The sequence below is a fragment of the Marinobacter xestospongiae genome (assembly GCF_023156385.1).
Lineage (GTDB): Bacteria > Pseudomonadota > Gammaproteobacteria > Pseudomonadales > Oleiphilaceae > Marinobacter > Marinobacter xestospongiae.
Genome location: NZ_JAKZAK010000015.1, coordinates 109,205 through 128,195, shown reverse-complemented (window position 1 = coordinate 128,195; position 18,991 = coordinate 109,205). Strand labels below are relative to the sequence as shown.

The 18,991-nt window shown below is 61.4% G+C and carries 23 protein-coding genes; 11 read left to right on the top strand and 12 right to left on the bottom strand.

The features are described from left to right. Positions 1-159: 159 nt before the first annotated feature. Positions 160-615, top strand: a complete 456-nt coding sequence (locus tag MLD24_RS12335; protein ID WP_344815703.1) for a GFA family protein — start codon at positions 160-162, stop codon at positions 613-615. A 371-nt stretch (positions 616-986) separates the two neighbouring features. Here the strand turns inward: MLD24_RS12335 and MLD24_RS12330 are convergent, their stop codons facing one another. The 10 genes from MLD24_RS12330 to mnmH all read right to left on the bottom strand — a co-directional run bounded on the left by MLD24_RS12330 (position 987) and on the right by mnmH (position 7,544). After that, a complete protein-coding gene (locus MLD24_RS12330) occupies positions 987-1,304 on the bottom strand; it encodes a CcdB family protein (RefSeq protein WP_248166856.1) in 318 nt (105 codons plus the stop codon). Further along, positions 1,304-1,549 carry a type II toxin-antitoxin system CcdA family antitoxin gene (locus tag MLD24_RS12325; RefSeq protein ID WP_227173654.1) on the bottom strand — a complete coding sequence of 82 codons (246 nt, stop codon included), beginning with the start codon at positions 1,547-1,549 and terminating at the stop codon, positions 1,304-1,306. The genes MLD24_RS12330 and MLD24_RS12325 overlap by 1 nt, the downstream gene beginning before the upstream one ends. Positions 1,550-1,682: 133 nt before the next feature. Then, complete coding sequence (gene vapC / locus MLD24_RS12320; RefSeq protein WP_248166855.1) at positions 1,683-2,084, bottom strand: type II toxin-antitoxin system VapC family toxin; 402 nt, start codon at positions 2,082-2,084, stop codon at positions 1,683-1,685. A 101-nt stretch (positions 2,085-2,185) separates the two neighbouring features. Then, the gene (locus MLD24_RS12315) at positions 2,186-2,440 is read right to left on the bottom strand and encodes a Txe/YoeB family addiction module toxin (protein ID WP_248166854.1); all 255 of its coding nucleotides are present in this window, start codon (positions 2,438-2,440) and stop codon (positions 2,186-2,188) included. Continuing rightward, complete coding sequence (locus tag MLD24_RS12310) at positions 2,437-2,688, bottom strand: type II toxin-antitoxin system Phd/YefM family antitoxin (protein WP_248166853.1); 252 nt, start codon at positions 2,686-2,688, stop codon at positions 2,437-2,439. The genes MLD24_RS12315 and MLD24_RS12310 overlap by 4 nt, the downstream gene beginning before the upstream one ends. Positions 2,689-2,880: 192 nt before the next feature. Continuing rightward, positions 2,881-3,246, bottom strand: coding sequence for a histidine triad nucleotide-binding protein (locus MLD24_RS12305; RefSeq protein WP_248166852.1), 366 nt, complete (start codon positions 3,244-3,246; stop codon positions 2,881-2,883). Between the two features lie 46 nt (positions 3,247-3,292). After that, the gene (locus MLD24_RS12300) at positions 3,293-4,588 is read right to left on the bottom strand and encodes an FAD-dependent monooxygenase (RefSeq protein ID WP_227173663.1); all 1,296 of its coding nucleotides are present in this window, start codon (positions 4,586-4,588) and stop codon (positions 3,293-3,295) included. 113 nt (positions 4,589-4,701) lie between these two features. Further along, positions 4,702-5,262, bottom strand: coding sequence for an aminoacyl-tRNA deacylase (locus tag MLD24_RS12295; RefSeq protein ID WP_227173665.1), 561 nt, complete (start codon positions 5,260-5,262; stop codon positions 4,702-4,704). 212 nt (positions 5,263-5,474) lie between these two features. After that, positions 5,475-6,308, bottom strand: a complete 834-nt coding sequence (locus MLD24_RS12290) for a mechanosensitive ion channel family protein (protein WP_248166851.1) — start codon at positions 6,306-6,308, stop codon at positions 5,475-5,477. Between the two features lie 144 nt (positions 6,309-6,452). After that, a complete protein-coding gene (mnmH, locus tag MLD24_RS12285) occupies positions 6,453-7,544 on the bottom strand; it encodes a tRNA 2-selenouridine(34) synthase MnmH (protein ID WP_248166850.1) in 1,092 nt (363 codons plus the stop codon). 198 nt (positions 7,545-7,742) lie between these two features. On the opposite strand from mnmH, the gene MLD24_RS12280 reads away from it, so the two are divergent. Beyond that, a complete protein-coding gene (locus tag MLD24_RS12280; RefSeq protein ID WP_248166849.1) occupies positions 7,743-8,450 on the top strand; it encodes a 50S ribosomal protein L11 methyltransferase in 708 nt (235 codons plus the stop codon). 3 nt (positions 8,451-8,453) lie between these two features. On the opposite strand, the gene MLD24_RS12275 is transcribed toward MLD24_RS12280, so the two are convergent. Continuing rightward, entirely contained in the window at positions 8,454-9,605 is a 1,152-nt protein-coding gene (locus MLD24_RS12275; protein ID WP_248166848.1) for a hypothetical protein, read from the bottom strand. Between the two features lie 162 nt (positions 9,606-9,767). Here MLD24_RS12275 and MLD24_RS12270 point away from each other — a divergent pair, with 162 nt between their 5' ends. The 8 genes from MLD24_RS12270 (at position 9,768) to MLD24_RS12235 (ending at position 17,215) form a co-directional block, all read left to right on the top strand. Further along, positions 9,768-10,259, top strand: a complete 492-nt coding sequence (locus MLD24_RS12270) for an NUDIX domain-containing protein (protein WP_248166847.1) — start codon at positions 9,768-9,770, stop codon at positions 10,257-10,259. After that, positions 10,240-11,880: a phosphotransferase gene (locus MLD24_RS12265; RefSeq protein WP_227173676.1), complete on the top strand. Its 1,641-nt coding sequence runs from the start codon at positions 10,240-10,242 to the stop codon at positions 11,878-11,880. The genes MLD24_RS12270 and MLD24_RS12265 overlap by 20 nt, the downstream gene beginning before the upstream one ends. Then, complete coding sequence (locus tag MLD24_RS12260; protein WP_248166846.1) at positions 11,873-12,760, top strand: GAK system ATP-grasp enzyme; 888 nt, start codon at positions 11,873-11,875, stop codon at positions 12,758-12,760. Before MLD24_RS12265 ends, MLD24_RS12260 begins: the two co-directional genes overlap by 8 nt. Further along, a complete protein-coding gene (locus tag MLD24_RS12255) occupies positions 12,757-13,851 on the top strand; it encodes an HprK-related kinase B (protein ID WP_248166845.1) in 1,095 nt (364 codons plus the stop codon). Before MLD24_RS12260 ends, MLD24_RS12255 begins: the two co-directional genes overlap by 4 nt. Further along, positions 13,848-14,828 carry a histidine phosphatase family protein gene (locus MLD24_RS12250; RefSeq protein WP_248166844.1) on the top strand — a complete coding sequence of 327 codons (981 nt, stop codon included), beginning with the start codon at positions 13,848-13,850 and terminating at the stop codon, positions 14,826-14,828. The genes MLD24_RS12255 and MLD24_RS12250 overlap by 4 nt, the downstream gene beginning before the upstream one ends. 1 nt (position 14,829) lies before the next feature. Further along, complete coding sequence (locus MLD24_RS12245) at positions 14,830-15,534, top strand: histidine phosphatase family protein (protein WP_248166843.1); 705 nt, start codon at positions 14,830-14,832, stop codon at positions 15,532-15,534. 107 nt (positions 15,535-15,641) lie between these two features. Next, positions 15,642-16,943, top strand: a complete 1,302-nt coding sequence (locus MLD24_RS12240) for a metallophosphoesterase (protein ID WP_248166842.1) — start codon at positions 15,642-15,644, stop codon at positions 16,941-16,943. Beyond that, entirely contained in the window at positions 16,940-17,215 is a 276-nt protein-coding gene (locus tag MLD24_RS12235; RefSeq protein ID WP_227173688.1) for an amphi-Trp domain-containing protein, read from the top strand. Before MLD24_RS12240 ends, MLD24_RS12235 begins: the two co-directional genes overlap by 4 nt. Positions 17,216-17,692: 477 nt before the next feature. Here the strand turns inward: MLD24_RS12235 and MLD24_RS12230 are convergent, their stop codons facing one another. Next, complete coding sequence (locus MLD24_RS12230; protein WP_248166841.1) at positions 17,693-18,106, bottom strand: VanZ family protein; 414 nt, start codon at positions 18,104-18,106, stop codon at positions 17,693-17,695. Positions 18,107-18,199: 93 nt separating this feature from the next. Between MLD24_RS12230 and cysZ the strand changes: the two genes are divergently transcribed. Then, positions 18,200-18,964: a sulfate transporter CysZ gene (gene cysZ / locus MLD24_RS12225; RefSeq protein ID WP_227173692.1), complete on the top strand. Its 765-nt coding sequence runs from the start codon at positions 18,200-18,202 to the stop codon at positions 18,962-18,964. Positions 18,965-18,991 lie beyond the last annotated feature (27 nt).

Sequence of the window (18,991 nt, the reverse complement as noted above, 5' to 3'; positions counted from 1 at the left end):
AATCGCCGTGGTACGTGATCCGTATGCCCGGTGATGTGGGAGGAGGGGCATCGTGAGGTGCCTCCCTATCCCGATTATGTGTCATATAGTCACTTTTCTAATATTTTGGCTGCAGAACGGTGAAAGCGCCAAAGATTCTCAATTTGGAGGTAAATTTTGGTGAACAGTACATCAAGTAAGGTTAAAGGCCATTGTCGTTGTGGGCAGGTAGGATTTGAGGTTAGCGCTAAGCCGATGATCACAATGGCTTGTCATTGCACTGGATGTCAGAAAATGACGTCAAGCGCGTTTAGTTTGAGTTCGTTATTTCCGAACGCGGCATTTTCAATTGTATCTGGCGAGCCTGTTATTGGTGGACTACATGGAAGCACTCGCCACTATTTCTGTAAGCATTGTATGAGCTGGCTTTTCACTCGTCCCGAAGGCATGGATGATTTTGTAAATGTTCGCTCAACTATGCTTGAGGATTCTCGAACCTACAAACCGTTTATTGAAACTTACACGGATGAAAAACTAGATTGGGCTACCACTGGCGCAGCACATAGTTTTTGTAAGTTTCCTCCGCAGGACGAATTCCCCGAGTTGCTCCAAGAATATGCGGATAAACAAGGATAAACCTAACAGCGATGAGTACACTGCAGCACATAACAATCAGCTGCAGCGGAGCAATTTATGTTGCGCTTCAATTGCCAAATGTGCATTAACTCCCAGCGAGCCAGGTAGCTAGCTATTTTTATTTACTTTGGTCTCAATCATCATTTGTGTAGTAACTAGCCTTATTCTATTTTTTGGCAAGCATAAAACCATTGATGTGTAATTGATTGCTGCACATGCTTTAGTGGCAATCTTTATCTATACATGGTCTTTAGTGCTAGCTATTGCATTGCCATTAACCTATTTCGGTAAGTTGCAAAAAAATGCATAACAAGTGGGGGAAGTCCATCGGTACTACGCTGCGCTGCCGTACCGGCAGCTTACCCAGGGCGTTAAATGCCAGTGACAGCAAGATCCAGGGCCCCAACAATCTGCTCCCTAAAATGGGAGAGGGAACCAACAGGGTTTTTGAGATGCTTTTCTGGTATGGAGGAGATTTGCGGGGTTAACAGCAGCAGCTCCTGATCGGCAAAGCTGATTTCCGGTGTGAGTCCTTGCATGGCTTTGCCTCCAAAGGCAGAACGTTTGCCCAAAGGAATAACGATTCGAGTTGCCAGATCGCTCAGGAGGCTGTTCTGAATATCGACAAGGTAAGGGTAGTGCGCTTTGCTGGTTTTGCTTGGGTTGGGGTACACATCGAACTGTGCCATTAAAACTCCCTGAATTCGTCGCCAAAGCACCCATGTTGTTCGACAAAATCGTTGTAACTTTTTATGGCAGTACGATTTTCCTCAATCCATTGTGCTGCTTCGCGTTTCGCAAGTTCTTCTTTCAGAGCTCGCTCCAGGGTGGCGGACAAGTTAATGTTCAATTCTCGGGTCTTACGCAGCAGATCGCTATTGATTGAGAGGTTCGCGGCTTTTTTGGGCGCGGCTAAATCATAGAGTTCGGCCATGGGGATCTCCAGGTAGCTTTTCCATCCACAACTTGAGTCTATGCGCATGGTAATGCGCATGCAAACATTTGACCAATGGCTGTTGTCGGACGCGCCTACGCTGGCGCTCCGGGCACGCCGCAAAGCCAGGGCGTTATGTTTCTCGCAGCGCCGGTTCGAGTCCTAAGTGGTCAACAAATGGAACGAAATCCCGATCCAGAAAGAGCAGCGGGAGGTTGTTCTCTATGCAGAACGTCGCGATGATGGTGGCGGCGGTTTTTCGGATCGTGATTCCTTTTTTGCGGAGCGCCCGATAGGTGTCGGCGTACTTTCCAGCCATCTCTTTACCAAACATTTCGTACTGATCCAGAGCGAGCAGGCTTTGTTTGGTCTGACGGTATTGTTTGTCGTCGCGGATTCCTTGAAGGATCTCCAGAAATATGAGGTCGCCGATAGCGGCAGACCCTCGGGCGATGGAGGTATCAAGCTGATCAGTGTGCGGGTTTTCGGCCCCCTTGAAGTAGTCGATCCAGATGCTGGTATCCACCAGTATCATCTGGCACTCCGCATTTCATCGAAAACATAACAATCGGTTGCACAGTGACCGATTCTCCGCCGCTTCGTGGCTCCAAACCGGCCCATTACGCCGGCGTTAAATCAGTAGTGATGCCGGAGCTGGGCGATTAGTAAAGCGTCATCCGTGACTTTGTAAACTATTCGGTGTTCTTCGTTGATCCGACGAGACCAGTATCCGGCGAGGCTGTGTTTGAGGGGCTCTGGTTTGCCAACACCTTCGAACGGCTCTCGCTTGGTCTCCTTGATCAGCTTGTTGATTCGGTTAAGAATCTTTTTGTCGGTTTTTTGCCAGTACAGATAGTCTTCCCAGGCGTTCTCAGAGAAGACGAGTTTCATTCAAGAAGATCCTTTTCTCGACCACCGCCTTGCTCCAGCTCGGCAACGGACTCCAGCAAACGGCGGGCGTTTTTTGGCGCGCGCAGGAGGTATGCCGTTTCTTGCAGCGCCTCGTAGTCCTCCAGGGACATCATCACCACGGACTGCGATTTGCTCCGGGTGATGATCACTGGGGAATGGTCTTCACAGACCTGCTCCATGGTTTTCGCCAGATTGGTTCTGGCGGCTGTATAACTAATGGCATCCATAAGGCTGCTCCTGTACAGGATGTTGACCATGCTCAGGATACCGTACGTCAAAGGACTTAACAATCGTCTGCACAGCGACCGATTTTCCGCCGCTCCGCGACTTCAAACCGGCGCGTGAGCCGGGTTAGGGCTGGTCGTAGTGCCTTCCAATGGCGAGAACGTACTTCCACGCTACTCTGTAATAAACCGTTCTTAGGCCTGCTTCATGGTGTCGGTGTACGGCGGCCAGCCGAGGGGCTTGCCGGCCAACAGGTGAAGGTGCAGGTGGAATACGGTCTGGCCGGCGCTCTCTCCGCAGTTCATCACTACCCGATAGCCGTCCTCGGCAAAGCCCATCTCGGCGGCGAGCTTGGCGGCCACCAGATAGAGGTGCCCGAGCAGTTCTCGATCCGCTTCCTGGATATCGTTGATGGTGGCGATGCGCCGCCGGGGGATGATCAGCAGGTGTACCGGAGCCTGGGGGTTGATGTCCCGGAACGCCAGGCTGAGATCGTCCTCATAGACGATGTCGGCGGGAATCTCCCGGTTGATGATCTTGTCGAAAATGGTTTCTGACATCGGGGCGGCTCCTTGCGGATAGCGGTGATGGGTTGGGTGCTTAGGCTCAGTGGGAACTGAGCCCGGGCAAGCGGTTGATCAGCAGTTGCAGGGCCGGTGGCCACTGTTCCTCAATGCCCATGGCATAGCGTGCCACCCGGTTGCGGGCAAAGGGCATGGCCTGGGCCAGGCCGAGGCCGAGGTTACGGGCCAGGTGCAGTGGCGGCAGGCGGTTGCTGAACAGATGGTAGAACAGGTCCATTGCCAGCATCATGCGGCGGTTGGCCGGGCGGCGCTGGTGTTCGTACTGGGCGAGGGTGGCGGCATTGGCCAGATCGGTGCCGCTGCGACGGCATTCCCGCAGCAGCGCCTGCAGGCACTGGGCGTCCTGGAACCCCAGGTTGACACCCTGACCCGCCAGCGGGTTGATGGTGTGGGCGGCATCGCCTACCAGTACCACCCGGTCCCGGACGTAGTGTTTGGCGTGCTGGCGGGCAATGGGAAAGCTGGCCCGGCCGTCGAGGTGGGTCAGGGGAGGCAGGTTGTCAGGGAACGCCTGCTGAACTTCTTGCAGCAGTTCTTCCGGCGTCAACTGCTTGAGCCGGGCCAGGGTGTCCGGGTGGTCGTACCACACCAGCGAGGCCCAGCTCTCGCCAGGGTACTGGTCGCCGGCGCTGTGCAAAGGCAGGAAGGCCCGGGGACCGGTGGGGTAGAACCCCTGCCAGGTGATGTCTTCAACCCCACCGCGGTAGCGCACCGACAGCACCATGGCCTGCTGGCCATACTGGTCACGCTCGGTGCCGATGCCGGCCAGACTCCGGATCGGCGACTGGGCGCCGTCGGCTCCCACCACCAGTTGGCCGGCCAGTTGGCGGCCGTCGGCCAGTTCCACCCGGGCGCCGTCAGGCCCGGAACTGAGGCCGGTGACGGCCTGACCGGTCAGCAGGGTCACGCTGTCCTGCTGTTCGGCGCACTGCCACAGGGCGCTCTGGGTGATGCGGTTCTCGACAATGTGGCCCAGGTGACTGGTGCTGAGATCCTGGGCATCGAAGGTGGTGCGTGCCAGCGGCCGCGGCAGCAGTGTCGACAGTGGGTGCGGGGACTGGTCCCACACCGCCAGGCGACGATAGGGCGTCAGCCGCATGGCGGCCATCAGCGGCCAGGTGCCCAGCTGCCGCAGGTAACGTTCGCTGCCGGCGCTGAGGGCGGAGACCCGCAGGTCCGGTGCCTGTGAGGAATCAAAGGGGGAGGGCGTGTCCCGGTCCACCAGGGCCACGGAAAGACCGCTCTGGCCAAGGCCGGTGGCAAGGGCGGCGCCCACCATCCCGGCGCCCACCACCACAATGTCGTACGCGCTTGTCATAGGGTGTCCTGTCTGGAGTGTGTCCAGCGGCCGGTGCAACCGCGCCCCGGCCGGAAAACCCTAGTTTACGCGCTGGCAGCGGTCGCACAAGCGCGGCCACTGCAACACCTCGCTCAATAGCCCAGCACGTCCGAGGTCATAATCTCGTCCAGTGCCATCTTGCGGGGTTTCTGGCCCTTCTTCAGCCAGGCTGGCTTGGGGGCCCCGGGCTTGGTGAAGCCCTGGTTGATCACCACCGGGTGCACCAGTGCCAGGAAGTCGGCGGTTTTCATGTGAATGGATTCGGTGTGGGTGCCGGCCGCAAACGCCAGTTCCGGTTGTTCGGTAAGGGCCTCGGCACAGTACACCGACATGTCGAACAGGTTGCCGAACGGTGGCATGGCGCCGACCTCGCAGTCCGGGAAGCGGTCCTGAAAGGCCTGCTCATCGGCCAGGTCGACAAAGTCGGTATCGAGAATGTTGCTGAGTCGTTGCCATTTCACCCGCCAGGTGGCGGGCATGACCAGCATCGCCATCTTGCCGTCCAGCTCGATGATCACGGTCTTGACCACCCGGTCGCCGGCGATCTTGACGTGATGGGCCAGCTGTTGGGCGGTGTACGCGGGGGGATGGGGCAGGCACATGTACTCCACGCCTGCCTGGTCTAGAAATTCTTTTAACTGCTGTACCGGCATCGTTACAACCTCCTACCAGCAATGACAGCTAGCCGATCAGCGCGCCAACCGGCGTGGCTGGAATCCGGTGCTCCAGACTCCTTACCCGACAGCTTAGCTGAGCCGTTCCGGAATGCGAGGGCATTTATGTGACGTTTTGCGAACAGCTGCACCAGGGTAGTGCGAGTCAGGAGGGTGGCCGGAACAGACTGTTCCGGCCGGGGTGAGGGGCCTCAGTCGGCCTTATACAAATGCACGTCGCGCTGTGGGAAAGGGATGGAGATTCCCTCGGCGTCGAAGGTCTTCTTGACGTTTTCCTGCATGTCGAAATAGAACGGCCAGTAGTTCTCGGCTTTCAGCCATACCCGCACGGTGAAATCCACCGAGCTCTCGCCCAGGCCGCCGACCACCACCATGGGTGCCGGATCGGTCATGGCGCGGTCGTCGTTCTCGATCAGCCGACGGATGATGCCCTTGGCTTTCTCGATGTCGTCACCGTAGCCGATGCCGAAGCTCATATCGCAGCGGCGGGTGTTGTAGGCGCTGTAATTGATCAGGCTGGCGTTGGACAGGTTGCCGTTGGGGATGATGATGCGGCGGTTGTCGAAGGTGTTGAGCACGGTGTAGAGAATCTGGATTTCCACCACGGTGCCCAGGTAGCCCTGGGCTTCGATCACGTCGCCTACCTTGAAGGGCTTGAAGATCAGAATCAGCACGCCGCCGGCAAAGTTTGCCAGGCTGCCTTGCAGCGCCAGGCCCACGGCCAGGCCGGCGGCACCCATGATGGCAACGAACGAGGTGGTGGCAATGCCCACCATTGAGGCGACCGAGATCAGCAGCAGGATCTTCAGGGTGATGCCGATCAGTCCACAGAGAAACTTGCTGAGGGTGGGGTCCTTGGCGGTCAGCCGGTTTTCCAGCATGTTCATCAGTCGCTTGATCAGCCACAGGCCGACGATCAGCGTCACCAGGGCCAGAACTACCTTGGGGGCATAGGCGACAATCATTGTCGTTGCCTGGTCGATCAGCCCAGAGGCAGCGCCGTTCGCTCCAAACAGGTCTTCCATTGGAAACTCCTTTGTTTCATTCGTGTTATGACCGCGCCTGGTCGGCAGTGATGCTCATAACCAGGAGGCTTGCGGATGTTTATAGCAGAGTATGCCTGCACTGGCGTACCCGAGCATGACAGTACGGTAGGGATTGCAGATCGATTACTGCCGACTCCACGCCACCAGCTCGTCCGGCGTTCCCCGTACCGCAATGCGGCCTTCCTTCTGGCTGAGCTGGTAGTCGTACATCGGGTCGTAGTAGTTCTCCAGCAGGTCCTGAATCCAGGCGTCGTGGCCGTCCAGGCCGGCTCCGGCCAGTTGCCGGGTGAGGGCGTCTTCCATGCTTTGCCGCAAGCGGCGGTGGCGCTCGCCGCCAAGGCGGCGGCGAATGCGGTCCAGTGCGCTGAGCAGGTAATCACTGAAGTTGAACCAGCCGGCTTCCTCGCCATCCCGTTCGCGGTAGCTGGCGAGCATGGTTTCAACGTAGTCCTCCCGAATGATGGCAACACGTTCGGCCATGGGCCGTTCGAGGATCATCAGGTCCGCCTGGGCCATGCGCTCGCGCAGCGTGTCCGGTAGCGCGCAACGGCCAATCAGCCGGCTTTCGTCTTCCAGGTAGATCGGCCCCTGGCGCAGGTGACAGGCTTTCAGCAGGGCGATCGCCACCGCGTTCTCGAAGTCAATCTGGCTGGGCTGGGGAGTGACCTGGCGGCCAAAGCTGGAGCCCCGGTGATTGGCCAGGCCTTCCAGATCCAGCGGGTTGGGCAGGTCCTGCAATACCCGGGTCTTGCCGGTGCCGGTACGGCCGCTGAGGATGCGCAGCGGAGCGTTGGCGGCCAGCTGCTCGAGGCTGTCGATGAGAAAACGACGCAGGGCCTTGTAGCCGCCAACCACCAGCGGGTAATCGATACCGGCGTCCTTCAGCCATTGCTGGGTCAGCTGGGAGCGCAGGCCGCCACGAAAACAGAACAGGTAACCGTCCGGGTGCTGGATCGCAAACCGTTTCCAGGCGGCGATGCGCTCCGCCTTGAGGTCGCCGGACACCAGTTGGTGGCCCAGCTCGATGGCACTGGCCTGGCCCTTTTCCTTATAGCGGATGCCGACACGGTGGCGTTCGTCGTCGTTCATCAGTGGCGCGTTGACGGCGCCGGGGAAGCTGCCCTTGGTGAACTCCACCGGGGCCCGGACATCCATCAGTGGCGTATCCGCAAGGAACAGGTTGAGGTAATCGTTGGTGTTGGCGCGGGCGCTCATGATGTTCGGGCTTCCTGACAGGGTGTGGGCTTGCCGGTCCTGGGCCGGCGCCGGTCTCGGCGCTGGCTGAGTGGTAAGGGACGCAGGGGCCAGTATAACGAACCCGTCGTCGGTTTCAGAGGTTCCCGGGGTGGCGTTGCCGGGTGTGCGGCTTACAATAGCGCGCTATCGATTCTGATGACCTGACCAGGAAGCCCGATGTCCTCCGATTCTCCAGCCTCTGCTTCTCCGGCCGCTGCACGACGGCTCGACCAGCATCTCCAGCAGACCCTGCCCCATGGCCGGGTGGCACAGACCCGGCCGGCGGGCTGTCCGGACCTCAACCTGTGGCTGTTTGATCCCCAGGTTCTGGAAGGGCCGCTCAGTCACGACGAGGCCCAGGCGGTGGTGGACGCGCCGGCCTACTGGTCGTTCTGCTGGGCCAGTGGCCAGGTGCTGGCGGCCTGGATTCTGCGTCACCCGGAGGCGGTGGCCGGCAAGCGGGTGCTGGATTTTGGCTGTGGCTCCGGCATTGTCGCCATTGCGGCGGCTCGGGCCGGGGCTCGCGATGTCATTGCCTGTGACCTTGATCCCGCCGCGCTGGATGCCGCCGAGGCCAACGCGCTCGCCAATGGCGTAACGGTGGCCCGGTGTGAGGATTTCTTCCGCCGTCCGGCAGGCATCGATGTGATCACCGCCGCCGACGTGCTCTACGACCCGGACAACCGGCCGCTGCTGGCCACGTTCCATGACGCCGCGCCCACGGTGTTGTTGGCCGACTCCCGGGTGCGGGATCTGGGTGATGACCGCTACCAGCTGAAGACGGTGGCGGAAGCCCGCACCTGGCCGGATCTCCACGAGTTCGAGGAGTTCAACCGGGTGCGGATCTACCGCTGCGATTCGGCATCGTCCGGAGCCGCTTCCTGAGCGCTATTCGCAGCTGGGGGTGAATGGACGGTAAGGCTCCAGTTCGCCGCTCTGGTAATTGACCTGCTGGTCATTGGCGATGGCCTCGCGCACCTGCCACTCACCGCCGGTTTTGCTTAGCAGATGGCTGCGGATCTCGCATTGGGTGTCATCGCCTGTTCGCATGCCCAGGGTGGTATGGCAACTGGCCCGGTCCCGATCCTTGGTCAGCCGGCAGGAAACCCTACTGGCGCGGACCTGGGGCATCTGTCCTTCGCGGTTCAGCTCGGTTTCCAGGTGGCGGGCCGCCGCCTGTTCTGCCAGCAGGCCGTCACGGGTTCGGTCGCTGAGATCGGACGCTGGCAGTGCCTGGTGAGCCTGGGGCAGCTGGCTGGTGTCCAGTTGCTGGCTGACCTGCCAGCCGTCGGCGTCCTTGCGGAGCAGGACTTTGAGGGTAGAGGCCTCGCCCTTGTCGTCGGTGACCTCAAAGCCGATGACTCCGCGTTTGGGATGGTCGTCGCCAAAGCTCTGCAGGGTGACGCCAAAGCGCTCGCCCAGTGCCATTGCCGGCGCACTTTGCGCCAGGTGCTGCTGGGCCAGGTAGTCAAGGGTGTCGAAACTGTCCCAGTGGCGGTCGATATTGCCGTCTTTCAGGGCAATGTCGAGGAAGGTGGCCAGGCCCTGACCAGATAGCTTGGTGCCGTGCTCGGGAACGCTGAGACTGAGGGTGTAGGGCAGACCGAGAGGCTGTGCCTCACCAAAGCTGAGTTGCAGCTGGTAGCCGGAGAGAACCATTTCGGTGTCGGGCAGGTTGGCATCCGGGGCCTTGTAACCGAGCCGGAGGTGGGGCGCAGGGGTGGTGTCGGCAGTGAGGGTTCTGCCGGCGAGGCTTTCGGACTCAAAGGTGACAATTTCCACCGCAAGGTCCGGGAAGAAGTCGGTGCCCTGACGGATTTCCAGGGTGCCGTCCCTGAGGATGGCCTGATCGGGCTGGAAAGGGTGCTGCCGGAGTGTACCGGAAACCGGGCTGGCGACCGTCGCTGGCGGGGTTGCCGATTTTTCCGGCACTGGCGAGCTCTGTTCTGGTGGACTCTGCTCTGGTGGTGCTGGCTCGCTGCAGCCGAGAGTAAGCAGGGTCAGGCTCAGGGCCAGGGCGGAACGTGGGCTCTTGGGCATGAGTCGTGGGTCCTGTAAGACAAGGGGCAGACTCACAGGATAGCAAAAGTGATGTTGCCAGTTGGGGGTGGCATCGGCCTTGCTGTCATTTTACTGTAAAGAATGAGCCCGCTAATACATGGTATAAGGGGGCTGGCCCTTATCCCGCAACTGGACCGCTATATGACTGAATTGCAACCTGAAATACGAAATACTGCGCGGGCGTTGATTGTGCGGCAGGAGCGCGTGCTGCTGTTGCGGAAGTTCAGCGAGGAGCGTGGCGAGTACTTTGCTCTGCCTGGTGGCGGCCAGGAGACCGGGGAGACCCTGGAGCAGACCATCGCCCGGGAGTGCCGGGAGGAAATCGGCACCGAGGTGGCACTGCGTGACCTGATCTGGGTCGCCGACTATTTCCGGTGCCGCTCCACCCAGCGCCACCTGATCGAAATGGTGTTTCTGTGCGAGGTGCCGGAGCACTACTCACCCCATAATGGCCACCATCCGGACAAGCACCAGCAGGAAGTGGTGTGGCTGCATCGGGATGAGCTGGCCAGCCATCGTCTGTCGGAACCCTATCTCGCCGATGCAGTGGCGGAGATTCTTCGCCCGGATTCGCCGTCCCCCGATTCCATGCCGACCTACCTGGGGGCTTTCCATGACGATCCGGTTACCTGAAGCGGTCCAGGAAAACCTGCGCTTTTTGATCGTCGAGGTCGATTCCCAGCTAGCCAATCTGCAGACCTACCTGTCTGGCCGTCCTACGGCCGCCATGGCCCGCCGAATCCTCGATCGGGCCGGCTATGCCTACAACCTGAAGCTGCGCATCCACAGTGTGTCGGTGGGCAAACTGGCCGGTCGCAAGAAGCGGCGCACCGCCAGCTACCTGACCCTGCGAGCGGCGGAAACCATCGCCACCGATCTCGACCGCCTGACCGAGCTGTGTCGTGAGTGCCTGCACCAGCTCGAACCCCTGGATTCCCTGGACGGACTGCAGACTGAGGTGCTGGTGGGGTTGCTGGAGACGGTCCGCACCGGGCTGTCGATGATTGAGCCGGCGGTGCAGGACAACGACACCAGCCAGGCCACCGCCCTGGGGCAACTGGATCGACAGCTGGAGCAGCGTTACCGTCAGCTCTACGACTGCCACGTTGCGGCGCTGCGGCAGCGGGATGACACCGAGGTGCGGGTACGGGCGCTGCTGCTGGCGGAAAACTTCCGCCACATGGGGCGGGCGCTGTTGCGGATCAGCGAGGCCATCATCTCCGCCAATCTGGGCCAGCAGGTGAGCTTCGAACGCTACCACTCACTGCAGGCGCTGATTGGTGACCTGGAGCTGGATGGCGACGGCCTGCAGGTGGAAACCATCGCCGAAACCCGCTCCGGCAGTACCATTGCCGGGGTCTCTGCCAGCAACGACGACGGCTACCTGGCAATCTACAAGGACGGCCTCAAGCAGAAGGTGAAAGAAGAGCGCAAGGGCGTCAACAGCTGGCACGAGATCTACCCGGGCTTGGCGCCGCGCATCCTCAACTACAAGAAACGGGGTGAGTCCGCCGCCCTGCTGATTGAGCATCTGCCGGGGCTGACCTTTGAGCAACTGGTGCTGGGGCGGGATGACGAGTTGTTGGCCCAGGCCCAGACCCAGCTGTCACGCACCCTGCGGTCGGTGTGGACCGAAACCCGGACCTCGGAACCGGTGCCGGCACTGTTCATGCAGCAACTGGCCAAGCGCCAGGACAATGTCTACAAGCTCCACCCGGAATTCCGGGCCGAGCAAACCGAACTGTGCGGGGTGACCATCCCGCCCTTCGATGCGCTGGTCAAAGCCGCTGAAGCTCGGGAGCGGCAGGTGCCACCGCCGTTTTCGGTGTACATCCACGGCGATTTCAACGTCGACAACATCATCTACGACCCGATGGAGCGGCGCATCAACTTCATTGATCTGCACCGATCCCAGTACATGGACTATGTCCAGGATGTCTCGGTGTTCATGGTCTCCAATTACCGGCTGCAGATTCTCGATCCGGTGATCCGCCGGCGCATCATGGCCGTCGCCCAGACCCAGTACCGGGCCGCACGGCGGTTTGCCAAACAGCAGCAGGACGACAGCTTCGATTTTCGCCTGGCCCTGGGGCTGGCCCGCTCGTTTGCCTCGTCGACCCGCTTCGTACTCGACAAGTCGCTGGCCCGCAGCATGTTTCTGCGGGCCCGCTATCTGCTGGAGCTGGTGCTTGCCAGCGATCCCCAGCGCGTTGACAAGTTCCGCTTGCCCCTGAAGGAGATATTTGTTGAATAAGCCGAAGATCGGCGTCGTCGGGATTCCCGGCAAATGGTCCACCGAAGTGCTGGCCGACGCCCTGGAACAACGCACCGGACACCGTCTGGTGATCGACCTGGCTGAGGTGGTGCTGGACCTGTCCGGCCCGACTCTTACCTGGCGCGGCCATGACCTCACCGCCCTCGACGCGCTGGTGGTGAAGAAGGTCAGCCCGGTTTATGGCCCGGACATGCTGGACCGTATTGAGCTGCTGTGTCAGGCGGAACACTGTGGCGTGCGGGTCTTCAGCCCGGCCCGGAGCATCCTGCGGCTGGTCAATCGGCTCAGTTGTACGTTGGCGCTGCGTCAGGCGGACATTCCGATGCCCGAGACGGTCATCACCGAAGATGTCGGCGAAGCGGTGGCGGCGGTACGGCGCTTTGGCCAGGCGGTGTTCAAACCGCTGTTTTCCACCAAGGCCCGGGGCATGACCCTGATCGATGCCGACCAGCCCGAAGCGCAGCTGGCGGCCCAGGTGGCAGCCTTCAAGGCCGACAACCCGATGATGTACCTGCAGCGCCGACTGGCCCTCGGTGGCCAGGACCTGGGCCTGGTGTTTCTCGGTGGCGAGTATCTGGGCACCTATGCCCGTCAGGCCCAGGGCGAGAGCTGGAACACCACCATTCACAGTGGCGGACGTTACGCCAGCTATCAGCCGTCCGCTGAGCTGATCGAACTGGCCCGACAGGCCCAGCGACCGTTCCAGCTCGACTTTACCACGGTGGATGTGGCTGAGACCGATCAGGGCCCCATCGTCTTTGAGGTGTCGGCGTTTGGTGGTTTCCGGGGCGCACTGGAGGGCGCCGGGATCGACGCCGCCAGTGCCTACGCCGATTACGTGCTGGAGGCGCTGTTATGACAGTGGATGTACTGCAGAGCTATCGGGAGCAATTGCAGGGGGAGGCGGTACTGCTTCCCCGTACCTTGCTGCTGGCCCTCGGTGACTGTCGTCTGCGGGTGGCCAGCAACAGTGACGCGCTGCTGGACCGTCTCGAACGCTACTTTCATCACGTTGTCACCGCCGGCGACCACGCCGATATCGAGGTGGTGGCCATCGAACGAGCGGCGCCAGAGCTGGCGTTGCCGTTCGTGGATTGGCGCCGGGAGGCGAGCAAGCGGGGGCGCAAGGACGCCTACCTGGATGTGCCCGGTGGCCGTCTGGTACAGAAGGTACGTACCGGCATGGTGTTCCTGCAGTGCCAGGGTGCGCGGCTGGCGGCAGGGCCGTGTCTGGCCAACGACAACCAGGTGATCAATTTCATCAATGCGCAGCACATGAACTGGCTGCAGCAGCGGGGCTGGTTGATCTGCCACGCCGCAGGCATTGAGCGTGGTGGCCGTTCACTGGCGCTGGCGGGTTTCTCCGGCGGCGGCAAGTCCACCCTGATGCTAAAATTGATGGAGCGTCCTGGCACCCATTACCTGTCCAACGACCGGCTGTTCGTGCGCGCCCGCGCCGGTGAAGTGGCGGCGGCGGGCATTGCCAAGCTGCCGCGGGTCAATCCCGGCACCATCGTCTACAACCCGCGGCTGCACCCGCTGATCGACGCCGACCGGCGGGCGGCGCTGGCGGCCCTGCCGGGAGACCAGCTGTGGGACCTGGAAGAAAAGTACGATGTGATGATCGACGACCTCTACGGCCAGCAGCGAATTGTCCAGCAGGCGCCGCTGCAGGCGTTGGTGATCCTCAACTGGCAGCGGCAGGGCGAGGCGCCGTTATCGGTTCAGGCTGTGGACCTGAACGAACGCCGTGATCTGCTGGGGGCGGTGATGAAGTCGCCGGGCCCGTTCTATCAGCATCAGGACGGACGCTTCCATCAGGACACCACGCAACCTGTGGAGGAGGATTACCTTCACGCCCTGGCCGACGTGACCGTGTATGAAGCGACCGGCCGGGTTAATTTCGCTGCGCTGGCGGATCTGTGTGACCGGGAGGTACTGCCACTATGACTCAGGCGGCCGGAGCCCGCGAGCTGTTGCTGCTGCGCCACGGCAAGTCCGACTGGCGTGAGCCGGTGGCTGACTACGACCGGCCGCTGAAAAAACGCGGCAAGCTGGGGGCTCAGCGCATAGGGGCCTGGCTGCAGGAGCAGGCGCTGGAGCCGGACCAGATTCTGGCGTCACCTGCCGAGCGCGCGCTGGCCACGGCGGAGAAGTGCGTCAAGGCCATGGGGCACACGGTGGCAGAGGTGGAAACCGATCGCCAGCTGTACATGGCCAGCGTCGAGGATCTGCTGGCGGTATTGGCGAAGACGCCGGACAGCACCGAACGGCTGCTGCTGGTGGGTCACAACCCCGGTCTGGAGCAGCTGGTACGGGTGCTGCCGGCGCAGCCACCGGCGACACCGGAGGACGGTAAGCTGATGCCCACCGCCACCCTGGCCCAGTTGCGGTTTCAGGGCGCCTGGTCCGAGCTGGCGCCGGGCACCGCGGAACTGCAGCGCATCGTGCGCGCCAGGGCGCTGTCCAGTGAGTTTCCCTTTCCCCATGGCCAGGCTGTGGACGAATGGCGACAGCGACCGGCCTACTACTACCGTCAATCGGCGGTGATTCCCTACCGTTATCTGGACGGTCAGCTGGAGATCCTGCTGATCGGTTCCAGCAGCGGGCGCCATTTGAGTGTGCCCAAGGGCATTGTGGAGCCGGGGCTCAGTGACATTGCTTCCGCCTGTCGCGAAGCGGAGCAGGAAGCGGGCATTCGCGGTCAGGTCCAGTTGCCGGCTTTGGGGCAGTATCGCCAGGCCAAGTGGGGCAGTTGGTGCGAGGTCACCGTCTACGCCCTGGAGGTGACGGAGCAGTTGCCCGAGCCCGAGTGGCAGGAGCGTCAGCGGGGACGCCAGTGGTTATCGCCGGTCCGGGCCAGCCAGCAGGTGCGGCAGCCCGAGCTGGGGCGTTTCATTACCAAGCTGACGCGGCTGCTGAACTGACATGCCCCGCCTGTTTGCTGCCCTGATTCGCCACGGTGATTACGCCCAGCTGCCGGATACTCCCAGCGCCCACCAGCCCTTTGCCCTGAACCCGCAGGGCCGGGCCCAGGCCGAGAGCGCGGCTTTGGCGGTCGCCGATCAGCGGCAGCGGGAGCGCTGGCAACTGGCGCCAGAGATCGACAGTTCCGAGCAGCTGCGGGCGTGGCAGACCGCCAGCATTATCGCCAACGCCCAGCTCGGGCCACCGGCGGTGGCAAGCTTTGCCGCACTGGCCGAGCGCGGCCTCGGCAGTGCCGCCAATCTGACCCTGGCACAGATCGAACAGGCGGTAGCCGACGATCCACGCTGTCCGCCACTGCCCGCGGACTGGAAGTCCAACAGCCATTTTCGCCTGCCCTTACCCGGTGCCGAGTCGCTGATGCAGGCCGGCGAGCGGGTGGCTGAACACCTGCGACTGCGCATGGCCGAACTGGCCGCGCGGGCCAGTGCCGATACCGTCAAACTGTTCGTCGGTCACGGCGCCGCCTTCCGCCACGCAGCCCATCAACTTGCCGTGCTGAGCTTTCCCCAGATCGCCCGACTCAGCATGTACCATGCCCATCCGGTGCTGCTGGAATACTGGCCAACCCCAAATGGCCAGGGCCGCTGGCGCCATGTTGCCGGGCACTGGAAGGTGCGTAAACGAGGGGCTGGCGTTCTGGATTAGCTTAACGGGACGCAGGAACCTGAAAGACGCGTTTGAGCGCCGCATTCATCAAACTGCAATCCAGGTGACATACAACGGGCACACAGCCATTGTCTGCAGGTCACCCCATGATTTGTCCCCATACCCGTGCGCAGCTGCCCCGCTACTCGTCCCATATCGCCACGTCCCAAGGTCTGCCGTCGCGGGGGGAGGCCTGGGCCATCGATGGTCCTGTACGAGGCCTGGCGCCGGCGCAGTGGCAGTGGCCGAGTCGGCCGATTTTCTTTATTTCCGATGCCCATGCCGATGCGGCGGCGTTTGATGCCTCATTACTGATATCCGGTGGTGTGCAGTGGGTTCACAATGATCTGCAACTGACCCGTGAGGGGCGTGAGGGGCTGTTCGTCATTGGCGGTGACTGTCTGGACAAGGGGCCCAGCAACCTGGCGTTGCTGCGCCGGGTGCGGCGGTTGATGGCGCTGGGAGCGTCGGTCAAGCTGCTGGCAGGCAATCACGACATGCGACTGTTGATGGGGTTGCGGGCGCTGGCGCTGCCGGCCTCGCCGCTTACGGATCACCTGTTTGTGCGGATGGGCGCCAAGGCGGTGCCGCTGTTGCGGGAGGTGTTCGACAGTTACCTGTCTGGGGCGTCGTTGCCCGCCTGGGTGCCGGACGCCGATGAGTGCCGCCGTCGCCTGCTGCCCGCTGAGCGCTGGTTCCGGGAGTTCCCTAGGGCTGCGGCGGGGCTGATGCCGCCACTGGCCATCGATAAGGAGGTCAAGCGCTTGCGGGAGAAGCGGGACACCTTTGAAGATGCCTGTGCGCTGGCGGGGCTGGACATTCGGGCGGTGTATGCCACTGCCCACCATTGTCTGCAGCTGTTTTGTGAGCCAGAGGGGGAGTTCCACTGGTTCTTCCGGGACATGGAGCTGGTGCATCAGGAAGGGGCGTTTCTGTTTCTCCACGCCGGACTGGACGATACCCTGGCCTCGGTGCTGGCCCGCAAGGGCAGTGCCTGCCTGAATCGGCTCTACCGCCATCAGAGCCATCACCAGCCATTCGAGTTCTACTACGGCGCCCTGGCCAATGCCCTGCGTACCAAGTATCGCAAGGTGGACCGGCCGCTCAGCGAGGCGGGCGTGCGGCGGGCCTGGCAGCAGGGTATCCGGGCGGTGGTGCATGGTCACCGCAACCGCCTGCAGGGACAGCAGCTGACCCTGCGTCAGGGGCTGCTGCACGTGGAGGGGGATGTGACTCTGGACCGCAATTCCCGTCGCAAGGAAGGGCTCAGTGGCATTGGTGCCGGCGTCACCATCATCCGGCCCCAGGGCCAGCTCATCGGTATCAGCCGTGACTACCCCTATGCTAAGGTGTTCAGCGCCGATTCGATCGCCCACGTCCGGTCACCAAGGAACCACGCCGCGCCATGACCAACGACAAGACCCGCTTCCGTCACCAGTCCCTGCAGGATCGCAAGAGCGTACAAAGCCTGCTGAAGGCCATTACCAAGGGCATCGCCAAGGGGAACCTGGAGTTTCGTGATGAGGAAGGGGAAATCACCCTGCATCCGGAGGGGCTGCTGAACCTGAAGGTGACCGCGCGCCGCGAGGGCAGTCGCGACCGGCTGGATATCCAGGTGTCCTGGCACTCGGAAGAAGCGGTCGGTTCGGATGGCAAGCTGGTGGTGAACGGCAAGGAATAAGTCGGGGGCTGGGTCGCAGACTATTCGACAGGTCCGCTAAAAACCCTGGCGTCAGGCCAAAAAAAAGGACAACCCCTTGGGGTTGTCCTCGTCGGAACAGTTGCCGCGTCCTTGCGTCCTGGCAACATCCTGTTGCCGCTCTGTCCAATCGCCAGCTCCGTGGCGCCAGCTTCCTAGCCAGCGATCCAATCATTATCCCTTAAGCCTGTCTTCCCTGTATCCCTGCTTCTCTCCGCGTCCGGTGCGGGGGTGCCTCCAAGCGTCTTCCTTTTCCCTGTCGTCCGTGACAGCTTCACTATAGCAATACCCTTTTGATGTTTGTGTGACAGCCGCTGTTCGAATGCTGAGCGATTTTTCCGATCAAAAAATTTTGCACTAAATAACAATTGCTTGCTGTTCGGCTGACAGCCTGCTGTGCTCTTGCGCACGGGTGATTGCCGAAAAGACTTACTCGCATGTAGGAAAAGGCTTACACCGCTATGAGCCATTGTCGCAATGGGCGGACGAGGTGTTCAGAGTGCGTTTCAGCCAGTCCAGTCCGACCCAGCCGGTCAGCCCCAAAATAATGCCGATCAGGTCAGCAACCAGGTCATCCAGACCGAAGCTGCGATAGTGCAGTTGTGCCTGGGCCAGCTCGATCAACAGGCCGTAGCCCAGCAGCCAGAGCGCAGCATACCAGGCTCGCGCCGCTGGCCAGCCAAGGTGTGCCAGCAGGGTCAGTTCAACGAACGCCAGGACGTGATTGATTTTGTCACCGTGGGCGACCGGCAGCGCCGGGCCGGAGCGGATGGTGGCCAGGACCAGAATAGCCAGCAGTGACACCACCAACGCCAGGCGCCAGATCGACGGTTGTGCCAGCAGGGCGCCAAGGCGCTGTTTCAGTGCGGACATGGGACTCCTCGGGCTGTGGGCGCTGGCACAACATGATATGCTTTGCGCCCCGTTACTGTCATCGCGGTTATCACCGGCGGAGAACCTCATACCATGCTCAAAGGCAACTTCTTTCACGGGCTGGGGTATCTGGCAGAAGGGTTTCGTCTGATTCGCCAACCGGGGCTGCGACTGTTTGTCGTGATCCCGTTGGTGCTCAACATCCTGCTCTTTGCCACCCTGTTCGTTTTTCTGGCTGATATCTTTTCTGTATTCATCGCAACCGCCATGGGCTGGCTGCCCGACTGGAGCTGGCTGCAAAGCCTCGACTGGTTGCTGTGGCTGCTTTACGGCGGCGTGATCCTGCTGATGCTGGCCTATGGTTTTGTGATTGTGGCCAACCTGATTGGCTCCCCCTTCTATGGCTATCTGGCGGAACTGACCGAGAAGCACCTGACCGGCCAGGAGGTCGGGGTGGACGGCGGCTGGGCCCAGATCATCAAAGACATCCCACGCGCGCTCTGGCGCGAAGTGCAGAAGATTCTCTATTACCTGCCCCGGGCCCTCGGGTTGCTCATCCTTGGTCTGATTCCGGTGGTCAACCTGGTGGTGGCGGTGCTGTGGTTCCTGTTCAACAGCTGGATGATGGCACTGCAGTACGTGGATTATCCCGCCGACAACCATCGCATGAGCTTCCCGCTGCTGCGTCAGCGGCTGGCACAGCAGCGGCTGTCCGCCCTCGGGTTTGGCCTGCCGGTGTCGCTGGGGGCGATGGTGCCGATTCTGAACCTGTTTGTCGTGCCGGCCGCGGTGTGTGGTGCGACCGCCTACTGGGTGCGAGAACCCCAGTTGTCTCTGGAAAAGCAAACGCAAGCCTGATCAGGCCAGTCAAAGAGTACTGGCAAG

What these genes read in the sequence shown, in the direction of transcription:
- MLD24_RS12305 (WP_248166852.1), bottom strand. Translation starts at nt 3,246, where the DNA reads ATGTCAGAAACCATTTTCGACAAGATCATCAACCGGGAGATTCCCGCC.
- MLD24_RS12235 (WP_227173688.1), top strand. Translation starts at nt 16,940, where the DNA reads ATGACCAACGACAAGACCCGCTTCCGTCACCAGTCCCTGCAGGATCGC.
- MLD24_RS12295 (WP_227173665.1), bottom strand. Translation starts at nt 5,262, where the DNA reads ATGCCGGTACAGCAGTTAAAAGAATTTCTAGACCAGGCAGGCGTGGAG.
- MLD24_RS12325 (WP_227173654.1), bottom strand. Translation starts at nt 1,549, where the DNA reads ATGGCCGAACTCTATGATTTAGCCGCGCCCAAAAAAGCCGCGAACCTC.
- MLD24_RS12300 (WP_227173663.1), bottom strand. Translation starts at nt 4,588, where the DNA reads ATGACAAGCGCGTACGACATTGTGGTGGTGGGCGCCGGGATGGTGGGC.
- MLD24_RS12265 (WP_227173676.1), top strand. Translation starts at nt 10,240, where the DNA reads ATGACGATCCGGTTACCTGAAGCGGTCCAGGAAAACCTGCGCTTTTTG.
- MLD24_RS12240 (WP_248166842.1), top strand. Translation starts at nt 15,642, where the DNA reads ATGATTTGTCCCCATACCCGTGCGCAGCTGCCCCGCTACTCGTCCCAT.
- MLD24_RS12245 (WP_248166843.1), top strand. Translation starts at nt 14,830, where the DNA reads ATGCCCCGCCTGTTTGCTGCCCTGATTCGCCACGGTGATTACGCCCAG.
- MLD24_RS12330 (WP_248166856.1), bottom strand. Translation starts at nt 1,304, where the DNA reads ATGGCACAGTTCGATGTGTACCCCAACCCAAGCAAAACCAGCAAAGCG.
- MLD24_RS12230 (WP_248166841.1), bottom strand. Translation starts at nt 18,106, where the DNA reads ATGTCCGCACTGAAACAGCGCCTTGGCGCCCTGCTGGCACAACCGTCG.
- MLD24_RS12290 (WP_248166851.1), bottom strand. Translation starts at nt 6,308, where the DNA reads ATGGAAGACCTGTTTGGAGCGAACGGCGCTGCCTCTGGGCTGATCGAC.
- MLD24_RS12255 (WP_248166845.1), top strand. Translation starts at nt 12,757, where the DNA reads ATGACAGTGGATGTACTGCAGAGCTATCGGGAGCAATTGCAGGGGGAG.
- cysZ (WP_227173692.1), top strand. Translation starts at nt 18,200, where the DNA reads ATGCTCAAAGGCAACTTCTTTCACGGGCTGGGGTATCTGGCAGAAGGG.
- MLD24_RS12280 (WP_248166849.1), top strand. Translation starts at nt 7,743, where the DNA reads ATGTCCTCCGATTCTCCAGCCTCTGCTTCTCCGGCCGCTGCACGACGG.
- MLD24_RS12250 (WP_248166844.1), top strand. Translation starts at nt 13,848, where the DNA reads ATGACTCAGGCGGCCGGAGCCCGCGAGCTGTTGCTGCTGCGCCACGGC.
- vapC (WP_248166855.1), bottom strand. Translation starts at nt 2,084, where the DNA reads ATGATACTGGTGGATACCAGCATCTGGATCGACTACTTCAAGGGGGCC.
- MLD24_RS12270 (WP_248166847.1), top strand. Translation starts at nt 9,768, where the DNA reads ATGACTGAATTGCAACCTGAAATACGAAATACTGCGCGGGCGTTGATT.
- mnmH (WP_248166850.1), bottom strand. Translation starts at nt 7,544, where the DNA reads ATGAGCGCCCGCGCCAACACCAACGATTACCTCAACCTGTTCCTTGCG.
- MLD24_RS12275 (WP_248166848.1), bottom strand. Translation starts at nt 9,605, where the DNA reads ATGCCCAAGAGCCCACGTTCCGCCCTGGCCCTGAGCCTGACCCTGCTT.
- MLD24_RS12310 (WP_248166853.1), bottom strand. Translation starts at nt 2,688, where the DNA reads ATGGATGCCATTAGTTATACAGCCGCCAGAACCAATCTGGCGAAAACC.
- MLD24_RS12315 (WP_248166854.1), bottom strand. Translation starts at nt 2,440, where the DNA reads ATGAAACTCGTCTTCTCTGAGAACGCCTGGGAAGACTATCTGTACTGG.